This is a genomic window from Paeniglutamicibacter cryotolerans, assembly GCF_014190875.1.
Taxonomy (GTDB): domain Bacteria; phylum Actinomycetota; class Actinomycetes; order Actinomycetales; family Micrococcaceae; genus Paeniglutamicibacter; species Paeniglutamicibacter cryotolerans.
In genome coordinates, this window is sequence record NZ_JACHVS010000002.1 from 52,084 (window position 1) to 72,153 (window position 20,070).

At 67.2% G+C, this 20,070-nt stretch carries 14 protein-coding genes; 7 read left to right on the forward strand and 7 right to left on the reverse strand.

Translation table 11 applies throughout. The annotated features are described in order from the left end of the window. Nucleotides 1-372: 372 nt before the first annotated feature. A complete protein-coding gene (locus tag E9229_RS19465) occupies nucleotides 373-651 on the forward strand; it encodes a hypothetical protein (protein ID WP_246380775.1) in 279 nt (92 codons plus the stop codon). A gap of 496 nt (nucleotides 652-1,147) precedes the next feature. Here E9229_RS19465 and E9229_RS13425 read toward each other — a convergent pair whose 3' ends face one another. The 4 genes from E9229_RS13425 to E9229_RS13440 all read right to left on the reverse strand — a co-directional run bounded on the left by E9229_RS13425 (nucleotide 1,148) and on the right by E9229_RS13440 (nucleotide 4,712). Then, nucleotides 1,148-1,975, reverse strand: a complete 828-nt coding sequence (locus E9229_RS13425) for a MetQ/NlpA family ABC transporter substrate-binding protein (protein WP_183512113.1) — start codon at nucleotides 1,973-1,975, stop codon at nucleotides 1,148-1,150. 110 nt (nucleotides 1,976-2,085) lie between these two features. After that, nucleotides 2,086-2,766, reverse strand: coding sequence for a methionine ABC transporter permease (locus E9229_RS13430; RefSeq protein WP_183512115.1), 681 nt, complete (start codon nucleotides 2,764-2,766; stop codon nucleotides 2,086-2,088). Between the two features lie 4 nt (nucleotides 2,767-2,770). After that, a complete protein-coding gene (locus tag E9229_RS13435; protein WP_183512116.1) occupies nucleotides 2,771-3,760 on the reverse strand; it encodes a methionine ABC transporter ATP-binding protein in 990 nt (329 codons plus the stop codon). Nucleotides 3,761-4,025: 265 nt separating this feature from the next. Beyond that, nucleotides 4,026-4,712: a 3'-5' exonuclease gene (locus tag E9229_RS13440; RefSeq protein WP_183512117.1), complete on the reverse strand. Its 687-nt coding sequence runs from the start codon at nucleotides 4,710-4,712 to the stop codon at nucleotides 4,026-4,028. A gap of 97 nt (nucleotides 4,713-4,809) precedes the next feature. Between E9229_RS13440 and E9229_RS13445 the strand changes: the two genes are divergently transcribed. Genes E9229_RS13445 through E9229_RS13455 form a run of 3 tightly spaced genes read left to right on the forward strand, consistent with a single transcriptional unit; the run spans nucleotide 4,810 to nucleotide 11,910 of the window. Then, nucleotides 4,810-5,223 carry an MGMT family protein gene (locus E9229_RS13445; protein WP_183512118.1) on the forward strand — a complete coding sequence of 138 codons (414 nt, stop codon included), beginning with the start codon at nucleotides 4,810-4,812 and terminating at the stop codon, nucleotides 5,221-5,223. Nucleotides 5,224-5,236: 13 nt separating this feature from the next. Further along, the gene (locus tag E9229_RS13450; RefSeq protein ID WP_246380776.1) at nucleotides 5,237-8,491 is read left to right on the forward strand and encodes an ATP-dependent helicase; all 3,255 of its coding nucleotides are present in this window, start codon (nucleotides 5,237-5,239) and stop codon (nucleotides 8,489-8,491) included. Next, nucleotides 8,488-11,910 (forward strand): ATP-dependent helicase, encoded by a 3,423-nt coding sequence (locus E9229_RS13455; RefSeq protein WP_312855708.1) that lies wholly within the window; start codon nucleotides 8,488-8,490, stop codon nucleotides 11,908-11,910. Before E9229_RS13450 ends, E9229_RS13455 begins: the two co-directional genes overlap by 4 nt. 154 nt (nucleotides 11,911-12,064) lie before the next feature. Here the strand turns inward: E9229_RS13455 and E9229_RS13460 are convergent, their stop codons facing one another. Next, the gene (locus E9229_RS13460; RefSeq protein WP_183512119.1) at nucleotides 12,065-13,345 is read right to left on the reverse strand and encodes a phosphotransferase; all 1,281 of its coding nucleotides are present in this window, start codon (nucleotides 13,343-13,345) and stop codon (nucleotides 12,065-12,067) included. Nucleotides 13,346-13,553: 208 nt separating this feature from the next. Between E9229_RS13460 and nudC the strand changes: the two genes are divergently transcribed. Next, complete coding sequence (nudC, locus tag E9229_RS13465) at nucleotides 13,554-14,495, forward strand: NAD(+) diphosphatase (RefSeq protein ID WP_183512120.1); 942 nt, start codon at nucleotides 13,554-13,556, stop codon at nucleotides 14,493-14,495. A 3-nt stretch (nucleotides 14,496-14,498) separates the two neighbouring features. Next, a complete protein-coding gene (locus tag E9229_RS13470) occupies nucleotides 14,499-16,616 on the forward strand; it encodes an ATP-dependent DNA helicase UvrD2 (protein WP_183512121.1) in 2,118 nt (705 codons plus the stop codon). Nucleotides 16,617-16,624: 8 nt separating this feature from the next. Here the strand turns inward: E9229_RS13470 and E9229_RS13475 are convergent, their stop codons facing one another. Then, on the reverse strand, nucleotides 16,625-17,593 hold the full coding sequence (locus E9229_RS13475) for a hypothetical protein (protein WP_183512122.1): 969 nt from the start codon (nucleotides 17,591-17,593) through the stop codon (nucleotides 16,625-16,627). A 140-nt stretch (nucleotides 17,594-17,733) separates the two neighbouring features. Between E9229_RS13475 and E9229_RS13480 the strand changes: the two genes are divergently transcribed. After that, on the forward strand, nucleotides 17,734-18,378 hold the full coding sequence (locus E9229_RS13480) for a M48 metallopeptidase family protein (RefSeq protein WP_246380777.1): 645 nt from the start codon (nucleotides 17,734-17,736) through the stop codon (nucleotides 18,376-18,378). A gap of 88 nt (nucleotides 18,379-18,466) precedes the next feature. On the opposite strand, the gene E9229_RS13485 is transcribed toward E9229_RS13480, so the two are convergent. Continuing rightward, nucleotides 18,467-19,897 carry a zinc-dependent metalloprotease gene (locus tag E9229_RS13485; RefSeq protein WP_183512123.1) on the reverse strand — a complete coding sequence of 477 codons (1,431 nt, stop codon included), beginning with the start codon at nucleotides 19,895-19,897 and terminating at the stop codon, nucleotides 18,467-18,469. Between the last annotated feature and the right edge of the window lie 173 nt (nucleotides 19,898-20,070).

Consider the following 20,070-nt stretch of genomic DNA (forward strand, 5'->3'; position numbering starts at 1 on the left):
TTGGCCGGGCGGCTTGCTCCTCGAAGCGAGGGGCCGGCGGGAAGCCCAACGGTGGAGAACGGAGTCCCTGACCTGGAATCAACCACAAACCACCGATCTGGAACCGTACCTGCACGGTGACATGTTCATCCAAAGCACCGCGCCGGAGGTTGTTGAACTCGCCCCGGTCTGGGCACGTGGGTCTCCGGTGACGTCCAATCCATCCGCCATGGCCTTCGCCTGGACCCGTGACGAGTTCGTCCATTCCTACGATGCCGGGGGGGCGCATCACCCTCACTGCGAGCCAGGTCCTGAACGAACGCGTGGGCCTCTGCTATGCGAAATCGCATCTGCTGACCGCCCTCCTGCGGAGCCGGGACATTCCCACCGGGCTTGTGTTATCAGAGGCTGGCCACTGCGGATGGGCACGCCATCCACGGGCTCAGCGCGGTGCGCGTGGACGGCCGCTGGGCCAACCTCGATTCCGCGGCAAAACCTCAGGGCGTCATCTTTCGCCGACCTGGAGCGGGAGCGCCTGCTGTATGTGGTCGGTCCTGCGGCGGTAGAGACTACCCGGAGGTCGAGGCGCTACCGGTGGCCGAAGCCGTCAACGCGATGCGCGGGGCAGCAGAAGCGCTGCGTCTGCGCCGTCCCTCGATGCGTGGCGCCTGAGTTCGGACCGACCGCCGCCCAGGGGTATCACCGGCCGTGTTCGCCGGCATGTCCGGCCCGCAAGAATCCCGGTCGACGGTGTGACCCGAGGCAACGGCTCCCGGGACGGCTTCGGTAGCCACCCGCCGTTGCTGTTGTGCGGCAAGGCATCGAACCGATGTCCGGAGGCCCGGTTTGCGGTACCGGATGCAAGCCAGCTCGGCCCGCTCTGAGCCTTCCTCCAGACAGCGCCGGGCCCTGCGCCCGCTGAGCCGCATGGACATCACGACGAGCACGATGGCCATCTTGCTGGCCGTGGCGATGATCTCCGGATGCCTTGGTCCACGAGACGGGCAACATGCTCATCGGTGCCATCGGGAGAGAGCCATTAGCCTTCTGCGGAGCCGGCAACTGGCGAGGGGACATTCATCGGGAGCGGGACCGATTTAAAGGACGAAACCGCCGCGGTGCGGATCAATTGATCCATTCCGCGGCGGCTCCGGTGAGGCGGCAGAGACTAGCTCAGTTCCGGCCAGGTCTTCTTGATGTAGTCCTGAACCTGCTGCGAGTGCAACAGCTCCTCGAGCTTGGCGATGGCCTTGTTGCCGTCGTCCTTGGTGTTCCAGACCAGCAGGTTGGCGTACGGGTTGCCCTCGATCTTCTCGGAGAACAGCGCATCCGCCGGCTTCAGACCGGCCTGGATGGCGAAGTTGCCGTTGATGATCGCAAGATCGGCCTTCGGGTCCTTGAGCTGGTTGACCACGATCGCCGGGTCGGTTTCCTCGAACTTCAGGCCCTTGGGGTTCTGCTCATCGGTCAGCGAAACGACGGATGCATCCGCCGGAACGTCTTTGAGCAGGCCGTTGTCTGCAAGCAGCTGCAGGGCACGGGTCTGGTTGGAGACGTCGCTGGTGATGACCACGGTGGCGCCGTCCGGGATGGAGGCGAGGTCCTTGTGCTTGTTCGAGTAGGCGCGGTACGGCTCCAGGTGGATTCCGGTTCCGTGCGAGAACTCGTAGCCCTGGGTCTTGATCTGGTCTTCGAGGTACGGCAGGTGCTGGAAGTAGTTGGCATCCAGTTCGCCGGCAGCCAGCTGCTGGTTCGGCAGGATGTAGTCGTCGAACTCGACGATGTTCAGCTTGATGCCGGCATCCTTGGCCAGGTTCTCGTTGACGTACTCGAGGATCTGGGCCTGCGGAACCGGGCTGGCACCGATCTTCAGTTCCACCGGGTTTGCCGGATCCAGGGCGGCGCCGGCCTCGGGAGCGGCCGAGGCGCCACCGCAGGCGGTCAGTGCGAACAGGGCGGCGACGCCGGACAGGGCCAATACAAGTTTCTTACGCATGATCTGCGTTCCTTATCTTTTGGGCCGGCCGTACAACGGATACCGGCTAGGTAGGCAGCTAGCGGCTACTGGCTGCCACCCGCCGTTGAAACGGCGGAAAACGGGTGGGTTTAGCGGTGGTCGACCTTGCGGCTGAGCCAATCGCCGATGAACTGGATCAGCTGGACCAGGATCACCATCACGATGATGGTCACTATCATGACCGTGGTGTCGAAGCGCTGGTAGCCGTAGTTGTAGGCCAGGCGGCCCAGGCCGCCACCGCCGATCAACCCGGCCATCGCGGAGTACCCGACGATGACGACCAGCGTCGTGGTGAAGGCCGAGACCAGTGCCGGAAGCGCTTCGGGCAGCAGCATCTTACGGATGACCTGCATCTTCGTCGAACCCATGACAAGTGCCGCATCGATCTTGCCGGACGAGACATCGCGCAGCGCGCTCTCGACCAGGCGGGCGAAGAACGGCACGGTGCCGATGGTCAGCGAGACCGAGGCTGCCATCGGGCCGATGCCGGTGCCCACGATGATGCGGGTGAACGGGATCAACGAGACCATGAGGATCGCGTAGGGGATCGAACGGGTGATGTTCACGACGATCGAGGAGAGGAACCAGTGCAGCCACGGCAGCGGGGTGAGCCCGTTCTTCTGCCCGGTATGCAGGAACACGCCCAGCGGGAGGCCGATGATCAGCACGAGCAACCCGGAGAATCCGGTCATGATCAGCGTTTCAACGATGGCCCCTGGCAATGCCTTGGACAGCGCGGGGTTGGTGAAGACGTCGTTCAGGAAATCCACGGTCCTAAGCCTCCTTCGAGGTCACGGCGATGCCGTTGGCGCTGAGATGCGCCTTGATGGCCGGCACGTCGGAACCGACCGGAAGCAGGATGCGCAGGTGTGCGAACTGGGCGCCGCCCAGGGATTCGACGGACCCGGCAAGCACGTTCACGTCGACGTCGAAGCGGCGGGTGATATCGCTGATGACCGGCGCGGCGGCCTGGTCGCCAGAGTAGAGCAGGTCAAGGACCAGCCCTGCGGGAAGCTCTTCGGGCATGATGCCCGGCAGCGGGAGCAGGGCGGCGGAGAGGCGTCCGCCGGGGCGGGCCACGACCTCTGCCAATGCGCCGTGCTCGACGATGCGCCCGGCCTCGAGCAGGGAAACCGAATTGCAGATCCGCTTCACGACGTCCATCTCGTGGGTGATCACCAGGACGGTGATGCCCAAGCGGTCACGCAGGTCCTTGACCAGATCCAGGATCTCATCGGTGGTTTTCGGGTCCAGCGCCGAGGTCGGTTCGTCGCAGAGCAGCACGTCAGGATCGGTGGCCAGCGCGCGCGCGATGCCCACGCGCTGCTTTTGTCCACCAGAGAGCTGGGCCGGGTATGCGTCGGCGAAGGCGCCCAGGCCGACGAGGTTCAACAGGTCGTTGACCTTGACGGCGATGGCTGCCTTGGGGGTGCCGGTGAGTTCCAGCGGGAAGGCCACGTTCTGGAACGTCGTGCGTGAGTCAAAGAGGTTTGCGTGCTGGAAGACCATGCCGATGCTGCGGCGGGCGTTGAGCAGTTCGGCGTCCGAGACGCTGGAAAGTTCTTTGTCGCCGATGGCTACTGTGCCGGAAGTCGGGCGGTCCAGCAGGGTCAGGCAGCGGACCAGTGTCGACTTGCCTGCGCCGGAATGTCCGATGATTCCATGGATCGATCCCGTGGGAACGGACAAGGTCACGCCATCGAGTGCGATGACTTCACGCTCTCCTTGGCGGTAGACCTTGCGCAGGTCGGTGACAGTGATCAAAAGGGGGTTCCTCTAGGACGAAAGCAAAAGGGGGTACCGTCCATTGAACCATTATCGAATGAAAGCGCACGAATCAAGAGGATGAATGCCATTTTGTGGCATGTGAAGCGGAGTTCGTGGCCAAGTTGTGAAACTTTTCTCCGGATCACGGGATTATTTCGAATAACCGACTGAATTGGGTCCGGGTTTGGGGTGTGGTCCGGGACTCATTCCACTGTGGGCCGCACCACAGTCTGCGGTGCGGCCCAGCTGGCGGCGGCGGAAATCAGGCCGGGCGCACCGGCCAGCTGCCGTCAACAATCGCCTCGGGGTTCTTGCGGCGGAAGAATTCCTGCAGGCTGGCTGCCTGGGCGGCGGCCCAAGCTACCTGGGAACCGTGCAGCAGCAGCGGGTCGACCTGCAGTTCCTTCGGGTAACGCTCGGCCATGATGTCGGCTACACCGACCGTCGCCGCGGCATCGGCCAGCGAGGTGTGCGCATTCACCAGCGGCACCCCGTAGAATTCCGAGACGGCGGTCAGCGTGCGCTTGCCACGGCGGTACTTGTCCACCTGCTTGTCCAGGATGTAGGGATCGATGACCGGAGCCGGGGTCAGCGGGGCGATGCCGTAGCGGCGGCATTCGCGGTCCAGCACGGTGAAGTCGTAGCTGGCGTTGAAGGCCATCACCGGCATGGTCTGGAACAGATCCGAGAGGTACGCGGTGATGTCGGCGACGGCCGTGGCGGCGTCCAGGCCCTCGGCTCGGACCTTCTCGTTGGTCACACCGTGGATCTCGATGGCACCCTCGGGGATTTCGATGCCGGGATTCACAAGCCATTCGCGGCTCTGGACGATTTCCTGGCGGCCGTTGACCACCACGACCGAGGCGGTGACGATACGGGCCTCGGTCGGTTCGGGACCTGTGGTCTCCAGATCAAAGGATGCGCGGGGGAGTGTGTGCCAATTGCTCATGGCTTTAAAGCTACCGGCCCCGCGTCCAAAGCGGGCAGTGCGCCCCGCCGATGTGGAAAAGCTCATCCGCACGCGCCCGGACCGTAGGCTGGATGCCATGCCAGAACCGATACTTCCCCCAGTGCTTCCCGACGGCCCAGCATCAGCTGCTGCCCGGCGTGCGGCGTTCGCCGAGGCCGTCCTGGCGGTGGCGGCGCTGGTGCCCGAGGGAAGCGCGCTCAGCTACGGCGACGTGGCCGAACTCCTGGGCGCCGGCGGCCCGCGGCAGGTGGGGTCGGTGATGTCCCACTACGGTTCTGGCGTGTGCTGGTGGCGGATCATCAGGTCCGACGGTTCGCTTCCCGAAGACCTGGCGGCCGTTGCCCGCCCGAAGTGGGGCAGTGAGGGCACGCGCACCAGGAACGGCAAGGTGCGCATGGTCGACGCGCGGTGGCAGCCCACCGAGGCGCAGTTCAATGTCATCGACGCGCTGGGTGCGGCCCTGCGCGGGCAAAACATCGGCGGCCGGTGATTTGATGGATGACATGGAAGCACAGCAAGGCATCGGGCAGGGGCCGGCCACCGCCTGGAAGTGCGGGCCGGCATTGGATGACGAACAGGCCCGCGTCGTGGCGCTGGAACGCGGCCACGGCCCGGTCCTGATTCTCGGGGCGCCGGGAACCGGGAAAACAACCACCTTGCTGGCGGCCATCACGCACCGGTTGGATGGTGGACTGGATCCGCAGCAGCTGCTGGTGCTCGCACCCACCCGTGCCGGTGCCGCCGCATTGCGCAACCAGCTTTCGCAGCGGGCGAGCCAGACGTTCTCCGAACCCGCCGTGCGCACCTGGTCCTCCTACGCCTTCGACCTGATCCGCAGGGCCCGGCTCAAGGGACTGCTGCCGGAACTCACCCAGCCACCGCGTCTGCTCTCCGGCCCCGAGCAGGACACCCTGATCGGACAGCTGCTCGAGGGGCACCGGCTTGGCTTCACGCCCGGCCCGCAGTGGCCCGAATCCCTGGGCGAGGCGGTATCGACCCGCGGTTTCCGCAAGGAACTGCGTGAACTCTTCGACCGGATCTCCGAACACGGGCTGGACGCCGGCGACCTGCAGGACCTGGGCGAACGCCTGGGCCTGGAGGAGTGGGTGGCCGCGGCCGGGCTCTACCAGGAATACCGCGACCTGCTGGACCTCGGCAGCGCCGAGGCCTTCGACCCCTCGGGACTGATCACGGCCGCGGCCGAGATCCTGGAGGCCAACCCCGAATTCCTCGCAGAGGAACAGGCCCTGCTGCCGCTGCTCGTGGTCGATGACCTGCAGGAGGCCAACCCCGGCCAGCACCGCCTGCTGGCGACCCTCGCCCGCGGACGCGACCTGCTGGCCTTCGCCGCCCCCGACAACGCCGTCCAGGGTTTCCGCGGTGCCCGCCCGGACCTGCTCTCCTCCTTCGACTCGTTCCACGGAACCGCCCGGGCCCCGGCACGGGCCATGGAACTGACGGCCTCTAGGCGCATGACCCCCGGCATAGCAGCCGCCTGGTCGCTCATTGCCCGCCGGATCCCCGTGGCCGCCGGTGGAGTCGGACGCAGGCTGGAATTCGACGGGATCGGCGACGCCGCGGCCGTCGACGAGACCCTGGCCCCCGACAAGACGGCGGACGCCGTCGAGGTCCATCTGGTTGATTCCGATGTCCATGAGCTGCGCCTGCTGGCCCAGCGGATCCTGAGCGAACACCTGATGCGGGGCCGGCCGCTGGAATCGATGGCCGTCATCGTGCGCAACGGCGGTCAGGTGCGCTCGATCGCCCGCTACCTCAACGGCCAGGGCGTTCCCATTCACACGCCCCCGGCCGAGACGCCGCTGAAGGAGGAGCCGGCCGTCCGCCCACTGCTTGACCTGCTCCAATTGGGACTGGATCCGGAGGCACCGGTGGACCCAGCCCTCATCGAGGCGCTGCTCGGCTCCCGGTATGCCACGTCCACCGCGCTGGACATCCGCCGGTTGCGCCAGGGCCTGCGCCAACGCGAACTGGGCAACGGTGGACACCGTTCAAGCGCCGAACTGCTGACGGTGATTTTCACTGAAACGCAGCTCTTCGAACCGTTGGGCCGCGAGGCTGCCGGTGCCCGCCGGCTGGCACGCATGTACCAGGCGCTTGCCGAGGAACTGGCCAAGCCAGAGGCCAACGCCGAGACGGCTTTGTGGGCGTTGTGGGCAGCCGGTGGAATGAACGACAAGTGGGTTGCCGCCGCACTGGATGGCGGCAGTCTCGGCGCCCGTGCCGACGGCGATCTGGATGCCGTGATGGCGATCTTCCAGGCAGCCGAACGTTTCGTGGACCAGCTGCCCGGTTCCAGCGTGCGCCAATTCGTGGACTACGTCCTGGGCCAGGACCTGCCCATGGATACGCTGGCCAACCGCGGCGGCGCCGCCCACGCGGTACAGGTGCTCACTGCCGCCGCGGCGGCCGGAAACGAATGGGACTACGTGCTGATCCCGGGCCTGCAGGAAGGGATTTGGCCTAATACCCGGCTGCGTGGCGAACTGCTGGGCGGTGCCCTGCTCAACGACGTCATCGAACACGGAGAGAATATCTACGGCCAGCGCGACGTAGCGGCACGGCTGAAGGAAACCCGTGCCGATGAACTGCGGACCTTCGCCACCGCCTGCTCACGGGCCAGGACCAAGCTCATCTGCCTGGCCGTCGCCTCCGAGGACCAACAGCCCTCCTCGTTCCTTGACCTGGTTGATCCGGAAGGCGCCGTCAACGGGCGCCGGGTGAGCCCGGTGCCGCGCCCGCACACGCTGTCCGCGCTGGTTGCGGAGCTGCGCCAAGCGGCCGAGGCCACCGCCCTGGACGCGGAAAACCAACAGATCCACCGGGATGCGGCAACGGTGCTGGCCAAGCTCGCCGGAGCCAGGCGTCCGGTGCGGGGAGCCGACCCGCGCTCCTGGTGGGGATTGGCCGATGTCACCACCTCGGGTCCCACCACCCCGGCAGGGGTGCCGGTCAAGGTCTCGCCCTCCAAGGTCGAATCGGTGCTCGAATCGCCGTTGAACTGGTTCGTGCAGGCGGCAGGGGGAGAAGCAGCCACCGACTTCGCCCGATCCCTGGGCACGCTGGTCCACTCCATTGCGGAGGACCTGCCCGACGCCACCACCACCGACTATCTGGCCGAGCTGGCGGTGCGCTGGCCGGAACTGGAAATGCCGAATAACTGGGAGGGCGCCCGCGACCGGGACCGGGCCGAATCCATGTTGAACAAGCTGGCCCAATACGCCGTGATGATGCGCCAGGAAGGCAGGTCCTTGGCCGGACGAGAAATCGCCTTCGATGTGGAGATCACCGGGCCGCAGGGCAGTGCGCGTCTGCGCGGGGTGATGGACCGGGTGGAGCTGGATGCCAACGGGAACCCCTGGATCGTCGACCTGAAGACCGGAAAGTCCCAGCCCGCGGGCAAGGACGTGGAGCGTCACCCGCAGCTCGGTGCCTACCAGGCGGCAGTCTTGGCCGGCGGACTACACGACCAGGTCCCGGGTCTGGGTTCGGACCAGCCTATCGGCGCCTCGCTGGTCCAGCTGGGAACCACCACCAAGACCCCGCGCGAACAGGCGCAACCGGCGATCGAAGCCGAGGACTGGGCCACGCCCATGGTCCTGGCGGCCGCGGCGCTCATGGGTGACGCCGATTTCCTCACCCGGCATGATCCGGCCCGGGGCGGACGCTCCGGAAGTAATTGCAGGCTGCCCTCGGTCTGTCCCTTGTGTAGTGAAGGAAAGCAGGTCACCGAGCCGTGAGCCAGAACATCGTGAGCCAGGACGCCGAAACCCAGCCCACCCCCCGTTTCACCCCGGAGGAACTTGCCACGCTGCTGGGACAGCACCAGCCCACCAAGGAGCAGTCGTCGATCATCTCCTCGCCGTTGGAACCGCTGCTGGTGGTCGCTGGCGCCGGATCGGGCAAGACGGCGACCATGGCCGACCGGGTGGTGTGGCTGGTAGCCAACGGACAGGTGAAACCGGAACAGATCCTCGGCGTGACATTCACCCGCAAGGCGGCCGGTGAGCTGGCCCAGCGCATCCGCGGACAGCTGGAGAAGCTCGCCCGCTCGGGACTGTTGCAGCTCGAGGACAACGAGGTGCTGCTTGACCCCTCGGTATCCACCTACCATTCATATGCCAACACCCTGGTCCAAGATCACGGGCTGCGCATCGGCGTGGAACCCGATACGGTGCTGCTCGGCTCGGCCCAGGCCTGGCAGCTGGCGGCGGAGGTGGTCGACGCCTACACCGGTGACTATGAGCATCTGGTCTCCTCCAAGTCGACGCTGATCGACTCGGTGGTGACGTTCGCCTCCGAATGCGCCGAGCATCTGGTCGACCCGCTGACCGCCAAGGAATGGACGCGGGACCTGGTCGCGCACCTCGAATCCCTCCCATACCGCACCGATAAGAAGGCAGCTCCCTCGCAGGAGGCCCGCAAGTTGCTGGACAAGCTGCGCACTCGGGTGACCATCTCCGAATTGGCCACCGCCTACGCCACTGCCAAGGCCGAGCGCGGGGTGTTGGACTACGGCGATCTGGTGGCCCTGGCGGCCCGGATCGCCCGGACCGTTCCCGCCGCGGCGGATGCCGAACGTTCCCGCTTCAAGGTGGTCCTGCTCGACGAATTCCAGGACACCTCCCACGCACAGATGGTGCTCTTCTCCTGCCTGTATGCGCAGGGCCACGCGGTGACCGCGGTAGGGGACCCGAACCAATCCATCTACGGCTTCCGCGGCGCATCGGCGGGCCAGCTCTTCCGCTTCCCCGAGGAATTCCCAGCGGTCCGCGGTGAGAATCGGGCCCCTGCGGCCGTCGCGTTCCTGACCACGGCCTGGCGCAACTCGAAGAACGTGCTCGAGGCCGCCAACGCGATCTCGGCGCCGCTGAACATGGTGGACCCGAACCACGGCAGCGCCCGTGTCACCGTTCCTCCGTTGGTGCCCAGCCCCTTTGCCGGGGACGGCGTGGTGGAACTTTGCCGCCACCCCACCACCGGGACCGAGGCCTCGGCGCTGGCTGCCCGCTTCATCGCCGAACGCCAGCGCTTCCTAGCTGAACACGGGCGCACCCCGACCATGTCGGTACTCTGCCGCACCCGCGGCCAGTTGGCCCCGATCGCGCAGGGACTGGCCGAGGCCGGGATCCCGTATGAGATTGTGGGCCTGGGAGGGTTGCTCGGAATGCCCGAAATCACCGACCTGGTCTCCACCCTGAGGGTCCTGGTCGAACCCGGCCGCTCAGATGCGCTACTGCGTCTGATCTCCGGTGCCCGGTGGCGGCTGGGCCCGGCAGACCTGATGGCTTTTGCCGACTGGTCCCGCTTCCTGGCCCGGCGCCGCGACCATGCCATCCGGTCCGGAGCGGCAACCGACGTGGAAACGGCCGACAGTGCCGAAGGCGCCCGCGTTGCCGAGGCCAGAGCCGAACTTAACGACGCTGCAAGCCTCATCGAGGCCCTGGACTGGCTGCCGCATGCCGACTGGGTCAGCTCGGACGGACGCTCGCTGAGCACCGAGGGCCTGTCTCGTCTGACTCGGCTGCGCGATGAAATTCGCTACCTGCGCGGGTTCGTCGACGACGACCTTGATTCGCTGCTGCGTGAGGCCGAACGGTCCATGCTGCTGGACATCGAAGTGGCTGCCAAGCCGGGCGTGGGCATCCACGAGGCCCGCCGGCACCTTGACGCGTTTGCCGACGTGGCTGACGACTACGCGCGCAGCGGGCTGCGCGTGGACCTGTTGGGCTTCCTCACCTGGCTGGATGCCGCTGCCGAACAGGAGGGGGGACTGGCAGTGATTCAGCCCGAAGCCAGCCCCGACACCGTACAGCTGCTGACCATCCACGCCTCCAAGGGCCTGGAATGGGACGTGGTGGCGGTGACCGGCCTGAACGAGGGCATTTTCCCCACGGCGCGGGACTCGCGCTGGACCAGCGGGGACTCCTCACTGCCCTGGCCGCTGCGTGGTGACCGGCACGACCTGCCGCAATGGGACACCGACCAGCCGAGCCTCTTCGAGGCCCTCAAGGCGGAGGGGGTCTTCAAATCCGAAGTGCTGGCCCATGGCGAGGACGAGGAACGCCGGTTGGCGTATGTGGCTCTGACCCGTGCCCGGACACTGCTATTGTGCTCGGCCACGGCTTGGACCGGGACCCGGACCAAGATGACTGCCCCCTCGAGGTTCATGAGCGACCTGCTGCCGCTGGCCGAGGGGCAGCGCCCCAGCGCGCACATCGCCGACTGGGTCGAGGACGACCAGGCGCCGGAGGAGAACCCGTTCCGGGAGGAACCGCTTGAATCACGCTGGCCCTATGATCCACTCGAGGGCCCGATTATCGTCGGTGGGGGAACGGTCCGGCCACGCCGCCCGGGCCGCCGCGCGGCGCTGGAAACCGCCGCGCGCTCAGTCATCGAGGCCACCGCCGCATTGCGCGAGGAACCGGAAGCCGGCATTGTCCCCGCCACGGAACAGGGCAACCAATGGGCGAATGAGGCCGAACTACTGGTGCGCCGGGCGGAGACCGACCAGAAGGCCCAACGCCAGGCGGCGATGCCGCAGCACGTGCGGGCCTCGGTGTTCGTGGACCTGGCGACGGACGCCAAGTCTGTGGTTGATGAGATCCGCCGTCCGGTACCGCGCCGACCGGGTACGGCAGCGCGCCGCGGAACCGCCTTCCACGCGTGGCTGGAGGAATACTTCGACTCCACCGGGATGCTGGACCTGGGAGATTTCATGGGTGCCGCGGATGCCTACATCGAGGATGCGCTGGGACTCGAAGACATGAAGGCGGCATTCCTCGCCTCCGAATGGGCCGACCGTCAACCGGAGATCGTGGAGGTCGCCATCGAGACCCGCATCGGCCCGGTATCTGTGCGCGGGCGCATCGATGCGGTGTTCCGGGACCCCGACGGGTCCTGGCTGCTGGTGGACTGGAAGACCGGACGGGTGCCCAGTGGGGAAGCGCTGCGGATCAAGTCGCTGCAGCTGGCGGTGTACCGGCTGGGCTGGGCCAGATTGAAGGGCATCGACGTCCAGGACGTGAAGGCGGCGTTCTACTATGTCGCCCAGGGCAAGACGATCCGCCCGCATGACCTCGCGGACGAAGCGGACCTCGAAGAGTTGGTCAGGACATCCATGGGCCAGCTGGCCGGGATGCCTGACGCCGGAGCTTAAATCCCGATCCACGAAGCCGCTTCCGGAAGCCGTATGATTCCGGGGCTGGGAAGCGGCATCGTTCTCGGGTACCGCGCCTATGCGGCGTAATTTCTGCGGCATGCGCCAAGGGAAAAGTCGGTCACCCACCGGGCGACCGGCTTTTTCCTTGGCCCTAGGCCGGCTGCGGACCTTCGTCGGAGTCGGTGCCCTTCGCCTCCGGCGGTTCCTCGGCCAGCCGCTTGGCCTCGAGCAACGGAATGGCCGAGGTCGACGGCTCGGCATCAACGGCAGTGTCCCGGTCATCGGCTGTGGATTCGGACTGTAGTGCCCGCCGAATCAGCGGGATCGCATCGGTGGCGGGTCCCGGATCAACCAGCGCTACGGGCTTGACCGGGACCGGCTGCGGCGTCGGCTCGTCGGCCTCGTCCTCGGGCTCGTCTTCGTCTTGCGGCTCCAAGGCAGGCTGAGGAGCGGCGGCAGGCTCGGCAGCGCGCATCGTCGGTGCCTCAGTGCGCGGCGGACGCGGGGGTTCGACGACGCTGATCGGCTGGCCGCCGTGCTCGGCAATGTCCTCGTCCAAGTCGGTCAGCATGCCCTTGGCCTCCGCAATGCGCGCCGGATCACCGGAGCCAATGGCCTTGGCCAACCACTGGGCGAGCGCGAACTCGGCCGCCAGCGCTGCGCGACGCATGATGTGCGGGTCCGCCTTGTCGCCGCGGACGCGGACGTAGGCCTCCAATGCGGTGTCTGCGAACGACTGGTCAGAGACGGCGGCGAGCCAGGCGAAGTCATCGGCCGGGTCGCCCACGTGCAGGTCGGTCCACCCGGTGACGGCAACGACCTTGCCGTCTTCGAGCAGCAGCTGGTCCTCATGCAGGTCCCCATGGACCACTGTGGTGTTGAAACGCCACAGCGCCACGTCCTCCAGCGCATGTTCCCAGCGACGAAGCAGCCGTGAGGGGATCATGCCGGTGGTGGCCGACTGGTCGAGTTCGTTCAGCCTGCGTTGGCGGATCAGGTCGGCCGTGTAGGTGGGAAGGTCCGAGCGTTCCACCACCGTATCGGGCAGTGCATGGATCGCGGCCATGACGGTGCCGATGTCTGCGGCCGTCTTGGAGCCCAGCCCGACGAGCGAATCAAGATCGTAGTATCCGCCGGGCAAATGGTGGTAGACGAACGTGCGCAGCGAACCCTGGCGCACAGTTCCGGCGACCGAGGGAAGCTGGAAGGGCAGGGAGGCGCGCAGGTTCGGGGAGAAGGTACGCAGCGCGGTCAGCTCGGCTTCTAGCCGCATGCTGGCTTCCTCGTGGCGTGGCGAACGGACGCGCCAGCGGTTCTTCTGGGCGTCCACGATGAGGACCGAATCAAAATCGTCCCCGCCGTCGGGGACACCGGCAACGCCCGTAGGTGCCAAACCGGGGACCGCAGCGGTCGCGATGGCAGCAAGTTCCATGGGAGAGCGTTTCACATCCCCCACCGTAATCGTCAACAGTGCTTCCGGGTACCCGTGGCGCGCCGAATCAGCAGATTCAGCCGGAACATCCAGCCAGAGCCCACCTTGGCGTGCACTGTACCGCTCCGGGGGAGCCCGGGGGCTCCCTTTCCACACATGATGCGTGGCCGGTGTGCGCGAAAGTGCGCCGGTGCGTACGGTTAGTACCATGATCTTTGCGAAGCCCCAGCCCGACAGCAACTACCCGGCACTCGGTGACCTGCCACTGTCCCGGACCGAGGTGGACCGCGGATGCGAACGGCGCACGGACGAGGGCTGGCTGCCCTCCCTGCTGGTGGCTCCCGGCACCCGCATCCTCATCCTGGTTGCGGGGCGCGCACACGTCCACGACGGAACGCTGGTCTTCGTGGACGCTGCCGACGTGCCGGATGGTGCGCTGTATGTCTACCTGGGCTCCGCAGGCGGAACCGAAATGGTTCTGGCGGCCTTCCACGAGGCGCCAGCGGGCCTGGCCACTTCGGTTCAATGGCTGGGCCTGCGCGACGTCGCGGCAGGTCTCTCTGCGCGCGATGCGGGACTCTTCGTCGAGGCCGTGGCCATCGCCAACTGGCACACGGGACACAAGCACTGCCCGCGCTGCGGCGCGGCACTGGAGGTGGTCCAGAGCGGCTGGGTCCGCAGGTGCCCAGCCGACGGATCCCTGCACTTCCCGCGGACCGATCCAGCGATCATCGTGGCCATCACCGATGAATCCGACAGGTTGCTGCTAGGGGCCAACGCCCAATGGGGTGGAAAGCGATATTCGACGCTCGCTGGCTTCGTTGAACCCGGTGAATCGCTGGAGGCGGCGGTCATCCGCGAGGTGGCCGAGGAATCCGGCGTCGCCGTGACCGACCCGCGTTACATGGGTTCCCAGCCATGGCCCTTCCCCTGCTCGCTGATGCTCGGCTTCACGGCCCGCGCCACCAGCACCGATCTGGTCCCGGACGGCGAGGAGATCATTGACCTGCGCTGGTTCACCCGCGAGGAACTCGCGGAGGAGGTCCGCACGGGGCAGATCGGGGTGCCCATGGGCGTCTCCATCTCCAGCGCGCTGATAGAAAACTGGTACGGCGGGACGCTACCGGAACCCGAAACGCTGGAGAACTAGCCCATGGAGTCCATTGAGGAACGGATCCTGGCGGGCCTGGACGACGAACAGCGTCAGGTTGCCACGACGCTGACCGGACCGCTGTGCGTGCTGGCCGGCGCCGGGACCGGCAAGACCCGGGCCATCACCCATCGCATCGCCTATGGCGTGCACTCCGGGGTCTACCAGCCCGGTCAGGTCCTGGCCGTCACCTTCACCGCCCGCGCGGCCGGAGAAATGCGTTCGCGCCTGCGCGACTTGGGTGCCGGCGGCGTTCAGGCCCGCACCTTCCACGCCGCCGCGCTGCGCCAACTGCAGTACTTCTGGCCCCAGGCCATCGGCGGGGAACTGCCGGGCATCGTGGACTACAAGGCACCCCTGCTCACCGAGGCGGCCCGCCGCCTCCGGCTGAACACCGACCGCGCCAGCATCCGGGACCTTGCCTCGGAGATCGAATGGGCCAAGGTCTCCATGCTCACCCCCGAAGGGTACGTGGCCGCCGCCACGGCGGCGGACCGAGGGGAACCCGGTGGGCTGGACCCGATCACCATCTCCCGGCTTTTCCAGGCTTACGAGGATGTGAAGACCGACCGCCGCTACATCGACTTCGAAGACGTGCTGCTGCTGACGGTGGGCATCCTCGACGACGACCCGCGCGTCGCGGCTTCGGTCCGCGACCAATACCGCCACTTCGTGGTGGATGAGTACCAGGATGTTTCCCCGCTCCAGCAGCGGATTCTTGACCTGTGGCTGGGCGGGCGCGAGGAGCTCTGCGTGGTCGGCGACTCCAGCCAGACCATCTACTCCTTCACCGGGGCTACCCCGCGCCACCTGCTCGAATTCACCACCCGACACCCGCAGGCGCAGGTAGTCAAGCTGGTGCGCGACTACCGCTCCACTCCGCAGGTCGTTTCATTGGCCAACCGCCTGCTCGCCGCCCGACGCCCCGAACCGGGCGTCCCGGACCGCAACGTGTCCTGGCCGACCCCGCTGGAGCTCATCGCCCAGCGCGATAACGGTCCGGCCCCCGAATACACCGAATGCAAGGACGACGATGCCGAGGCCGCACATGTGGCGGCGCGCATCCGCGACCTGATCGCCTCCGGTGTCCCGGCCGCCGAGATAGCGGTGCTGTATCGCACCAACGGCCAGTCCGAGGCTTACGAGCAGGCACTATCGGCGCTGGGCATCGGCTACCTGTTGCGCGGCGGCGAACGCTTCTTCCAGCGTCGCGAAGTCCGCGACGGCATCCTGCAATTGCGTGCTGCCTCCCGCACCCCGGCCGAGGAATCGGTCCCGCAGCTGACCCGCGACATCCTCGCCTCGCTGGGCTACACCTCGGCGGCTCCCAGTGGCGGCGGAGCCGTCCGCGAGAAGTGGGAGTCGCTGGCGGCGTTGGTGGCGCTGGCCGAGGAACTGAGCGAGGCTCGCTCCGGCGGTGAGACCCCCTTTACGCTGCGTGACTTCGTCTCCGAGCTGGAGGAGCGGTCCGCCTCGCAGCATGCGCCCACGGTCCAGGGCGTCACGCTGGCCTCATTGCACTCGGCCAAGGGTCTGGAATGGGACGCAGTGTTCCTAGTCGGGCTCTCCGAGGGCCTGATGCCGATCTCCTTCGCCGATGACCAGGCCGGCTACGACGAGGAACGGCGCCTGCTCTATGTGGGCATCACCCGGGCACGCAAACACCTGTCGCTGAGCTGGTCGCTGGCCCGGACCGCCGGCGGCCGGGCCCACCGGCGCCCCTCGCGCTACCTGGACGGGCTGCGTCCACCGGGATCGGGCCGGACCCAGGCCAAACCCGTGACGGCGCGCAGGAAGCTCGCTGCCCCGGCGACCTGCAGGGTCTGCGGCACGACGCTGTCGGCCGCTGCCGAGCGCAAGCTCAACCGTTGCAGGAACTGTCCGGCGGGATACGACGAGGCGGTCTTCGAGGGGCTGCGGTCTTGGCGGCTGAACATCGCCCAGGAGAATTCGATCCCCGCGTTCGTGATCTTCACCGACGCCACCCTGATGGCCATCGCCGAGGCCAATCCGGCGGACATCAACGCCCTGGCCCAGATCTCGGGTGTGGGCCGCTCCAAGCTGGAGAAATACGGCGAAGACGTACTGGGGATCCTGGGGCAGGGCGACGGCCCCGCCTGAACCGCGGTTCAGGCGGCTTCTTCCAGCGCCTCGAGACAGGAACATCCGGCGCGGGCTTCGGCCGGGACATGAACCACGGCCCCCGATGCCAGATCGATCTCCACTACGGTGTCGGCGCAGGAGGGGATATTCACCTGGTCGATGAGCATCAGGCACTGGGTGGAGGCGATCCCGGCGATGGTCGCCGCCAGCGAGAGCTCGGGATGGATCACCGGTCCTCCCGGCGGGTGAACGGCTCCGGCCTGGGCTGTGAAGCATTCCGGGCACAGCCCCAGACCGGGAAGCAGCAGCGGGCCGATGCGCGCCCCGGATTCGAGCAGGACCACAGGCAGCAGGCCCAGACATGCCGGAGCGGCCGGCAGCATGGACCGCGCGCCTGATCCGAAGACCACTTCGAGGATGCCCGGCTGCAGCCCCGGTCCCTGGACTGCCAGGTCGGCGATCCGGAGCCGCGGGTGGACGCGCAGCAGGGCCCGGCGCACGGCTGCGGCCCGCGGGCGTCCCACGTCTCCGATCCGCATCGGCGTGCTGCCCAGATCTCCCAGACGCAGTGGCGTCTGATCCTCGAGAATCAGCCCGCCAATCCCGGCAGCGGCGAGGATCCACGCGAGCAGCTGACCTGAGCGGTCCAAGCCGCGGATGCAGACCGTCGCCTCGGCGCGGCGCCCCAGCGGCGTCCGGGCATCCAGCCCATAGGCGGCCGACCATTGGGCGATATCGGCGGAGAGTAGTGAGCCGGCCAATCCGGGGAGCGCGAGGGCGGCATCCTCGACCAGGACGCTGCGCAGCAGGTGCAGGATCTCGGCCCGGCGTGGACCCCCGGGGACCGGCGCCTCCTCCTGTTCCCTGCACAGGGAACGGACGAACAGGTGCTCATCGGCGCTGAGGCCGGATATCCACAGCGCGTTGCTTCCGCTGCCGATCTGCAGGCTCCCGTCAACTAGGCTATGAACCTGAAACCCCGGATTGATTCTCATGTCCTTCTCGTCCCTTGCTGCGTATCCACTGGGAGCACCCAGCGTGGCACGCAGGGGGGAGCGGGGTTCCGGTTTCCACAAGACGGTGCGGGACAGTGGCCCCCCACTCCTGAATCTGCTCTCAACCCAAGGAACTCGCCATGGCAAACACCAGCACTGAACGCGAATTCATGCACCGCGACGGATTGCGGGTACGCGTGGTCCGGTCGCCGAGACGGACCCGGACCGTCTCCGCCGCCTGGCGCGGGGGTATGGTCGTGGTCTCCATCCCGGCCCGGCTCTCGTCGGGCGAGGAGGCTGTGTATGTAGAGGACATGGTTCGTAAGATCCAGCGCAAGCGGACCGCGGTCAGCGGCCCGATTCCCGATGAACAACTCATGGCCCGCGCCACTGAGCTGAACCGCAGATACTTGCGTGGACTAGCCGACCCGACATCGGTCCGGTGGGTGCGGAACCAGAACTCGCGGTGGGGCTCCGCGTCCCTGCGCGAGAAGACGATCAGGCTCTCACACCGGCTGATGAAGATGCCCGCCTATGTACAGGACTACGTGCTGGTGCACGAGCTGGCACACCTGGTCGAGCCCCTGGACGGGCACGGTCAGCGGTTCAAGGCCTGGCTGGCCTGCTATCCGCGGGGCGCCGAGGCCTCGGCATTCTTGGCGGGGGTGTCGTTCGCCGGGCACGCCGAACAGGAGCCCGACCCCGACTGGCTCGAGGCCCTGGAGGAATCGGATTTGGGCGGGGACTTCGATGAATCCGGGGCCGATGCGGGGTCGCTGGCCTGAGCCTACGGACGGGCCCGGGTCGACCGGTCGAAACGACGATGCCGCCCGGACCACGTGGTCCGGGCGGCATTGCTGGATCTGCGTGGAATCAGGCCTTTTCGGGGTCCTGCGGTTCTTCGTCGGTATCCGTCGGACCCTCGTCCGTGTCGAAACCGCCGGACAGCAGCTTGTCCAGGGCGAGATCCATCTCGTCCATCTCGGCGGCAGCCAGCTCGCGGCGCTGACCGAATCCGGTGGGATCGTCCAGGTCTTCTGCCGTGGGCATCAGATCGGGGTGGGCCCAGACGGCGTCTCGGCCCTCGATGCCACGATCCTCGAGAAGGTGCGCCCAGAGGGCGGCCGCCTCGCGCAACCGGCGTGGTCGGAGTTCCAAACCGACCAGCGAGGCGAAGGCCTGTTCGGCCGGCCCGCCGCTGGCTCGGCGGCGGCGAATGGTTTCGCGCAACCGCACACCCATGGGCAGGTTGTGTGCGGCGACTGCCACGACCTCGTCGACCCAGCCCTCGATGAGGGCCAGCACGAGTTCAAGCCGGGCCAGAGCGGCCTCCTGGACCGGCGTGCGCTGGGGCGTGAACAGCCCTTCGCCCATCAGGCTCTGGAACGATTCGGGATTCGACGGGTCGATGTCCCGCACCGCCTCCTCGATCCGGGACATGTCGATGTGGATGCCGCGGGCATACTCCTCGATGGAGCCCAGGACCATGGAGCGCAGCCACGGGACGCGGTGGAAGAGCCGGGAGTGGGCGCATTCGCGCAGCGCGGCAAAGAGCAGGACTTCCTGCTCGGGGACATCGAGTCCCTCGCCGAAGTGGCCGACGTTGGTCGGGACGAGGGCCGGAACGATTCCTGCCAGCGGCAGGCCGATGTCGGTGGCCCCGAGCACGTCCTTGGCCAGACCGCCGACGGCGGCACCGAGTTGCATGCCGAACATCGCACCGCCCATATTCTGCAGCATTCCCTGCGCGCCGCCGAGCATCGGGCGCATCTGCTCCGGGATCTGCTCGGTCAGGGCCGAGGTGATGGCCTTGCCGACGCTGATGGCGACCGGTTCGGTGAGGCTCTTCCAAACCGGCATGGTCTTTTCCACCCATTCGGCGCGGGAGAGGGCGCGGCAATCGGAGCCGTCGCCCTCGAACGCCGTGGCCGCATCCAACCAGAGGTTGGCCAGCCGGGCCGCGTCGACGATGGCGCCGGCGCGGTGCGCCGAGATCGAGGGATCCTCCCCGGCCACGGCCTGGCGTGCGGCGTCGGAGGCCATCTTCCAGTTCACGGGCCCGGAATCGCCGGTGGACATCGCGCTCATCATGGCCTGTGCCTGGCGCATCATTTCGGCCATCGCGTTCGGGTCGGACGGCAGGCCCATGGCCTCGCCGAAGCCCTCAGGAAGGTTCTTGGGGTCGAATCCGCCCGCGCCCGCGGCGCCGAAGAGCGATCCGAGCATCTCAGATAGGGGATCCTTCGGGGTCTCGTCTGGGTCGTCGGAGCCGTCGGGACGGTTGCTTGGTGGGTTTTCAGCCATGCAAATAACGGTACCCCCGCAAGCTGGGAGTGACCCACGTTCGCGCCTGTCAGTTCGCTGTCGGCACAGCACGGCAACCCGTGGAAGAAGAGGAACGAAACCCTGCTCGAGTACACGCGCTCCCTAGTCCGCCTTGTAGCCTTGGGGGGATGGGAACCCGCCCGTGCCGGCAC

Excerpts from the sequence above, each read along its gene's own strand:
- E9229_RS13425 (WP_183512113.1), bottom strand. The coding sequence starts at position 1,975 with ATGCGTAAGAAACTTGTATTGGCCCTGTCCGGCGTCGCCGCCCTGTTC.
- E9229_RS13440 (WP_183512117.1), bottom strand. The coding sequence starts at position 4,712 with ATGAGCAATTGGCACACACTCCCCCGCGCATCCTTTGATCTGGAGACC.
- E9229_RS13445 (WP_183512118.1), top strand. The coding sequence starts at position 4,810 with ATGCCAGAACCGATACTTCCCCCAGTGCTTCCCGACGGCCCAGCATCA.
- E9229_RS13450 (WP_246380776.1), top strand. The coding sequence starts at position 5,237 with ATGGAAGCACAGCAAGGCATCGGGCAGGGGCCGGCCACCGCCTGGAAG.
- E9229_RS13460 (WP_183512119.1), bottom strand. The coding sequence starts at position 13,345 with ATGGAACTTGCTGCCATCGCGACCGCTGCGGTCCCCGGTTTGGCACCT.
- nudC (WP_183512120.1), top strand. The coding sequence starts at position 13,554 with ATGATCTTTGCGAAGCCCCAGCCCGACAGCAACTACCCGGCACTCGGT.
- E9229_RS13470 (WP_183512121.1), top strand. The coding sequence starts at position 14,499 with ATGGAGTCCATTGAGGAACGGATCCTGGCGGGCCTGGACGACGAACAG.
- E9229_RS13475 (WP_183512122.1), bottom strand. The coding sequence starts at position 17,593 with ATGAGAATCAATCCGGGGTTTCAGGTTCATAGCCTAGTTGACGGGAGC.
- E9229_RS13480 (WP_246380777.1), top strand. The coding sequence starts at position 17,734 with ATGGCAAACACCAGCACTGAACGCGAATTCATGCACCGCGACGGATTG.
- E9229_RS13485 (WP_183512123.1), bottom strand. The coding sequence starts at position 19,897 with ATGGCTGAAAACCCACCAAGCAACCGTCCCGACGGCTCCGACGACCCA.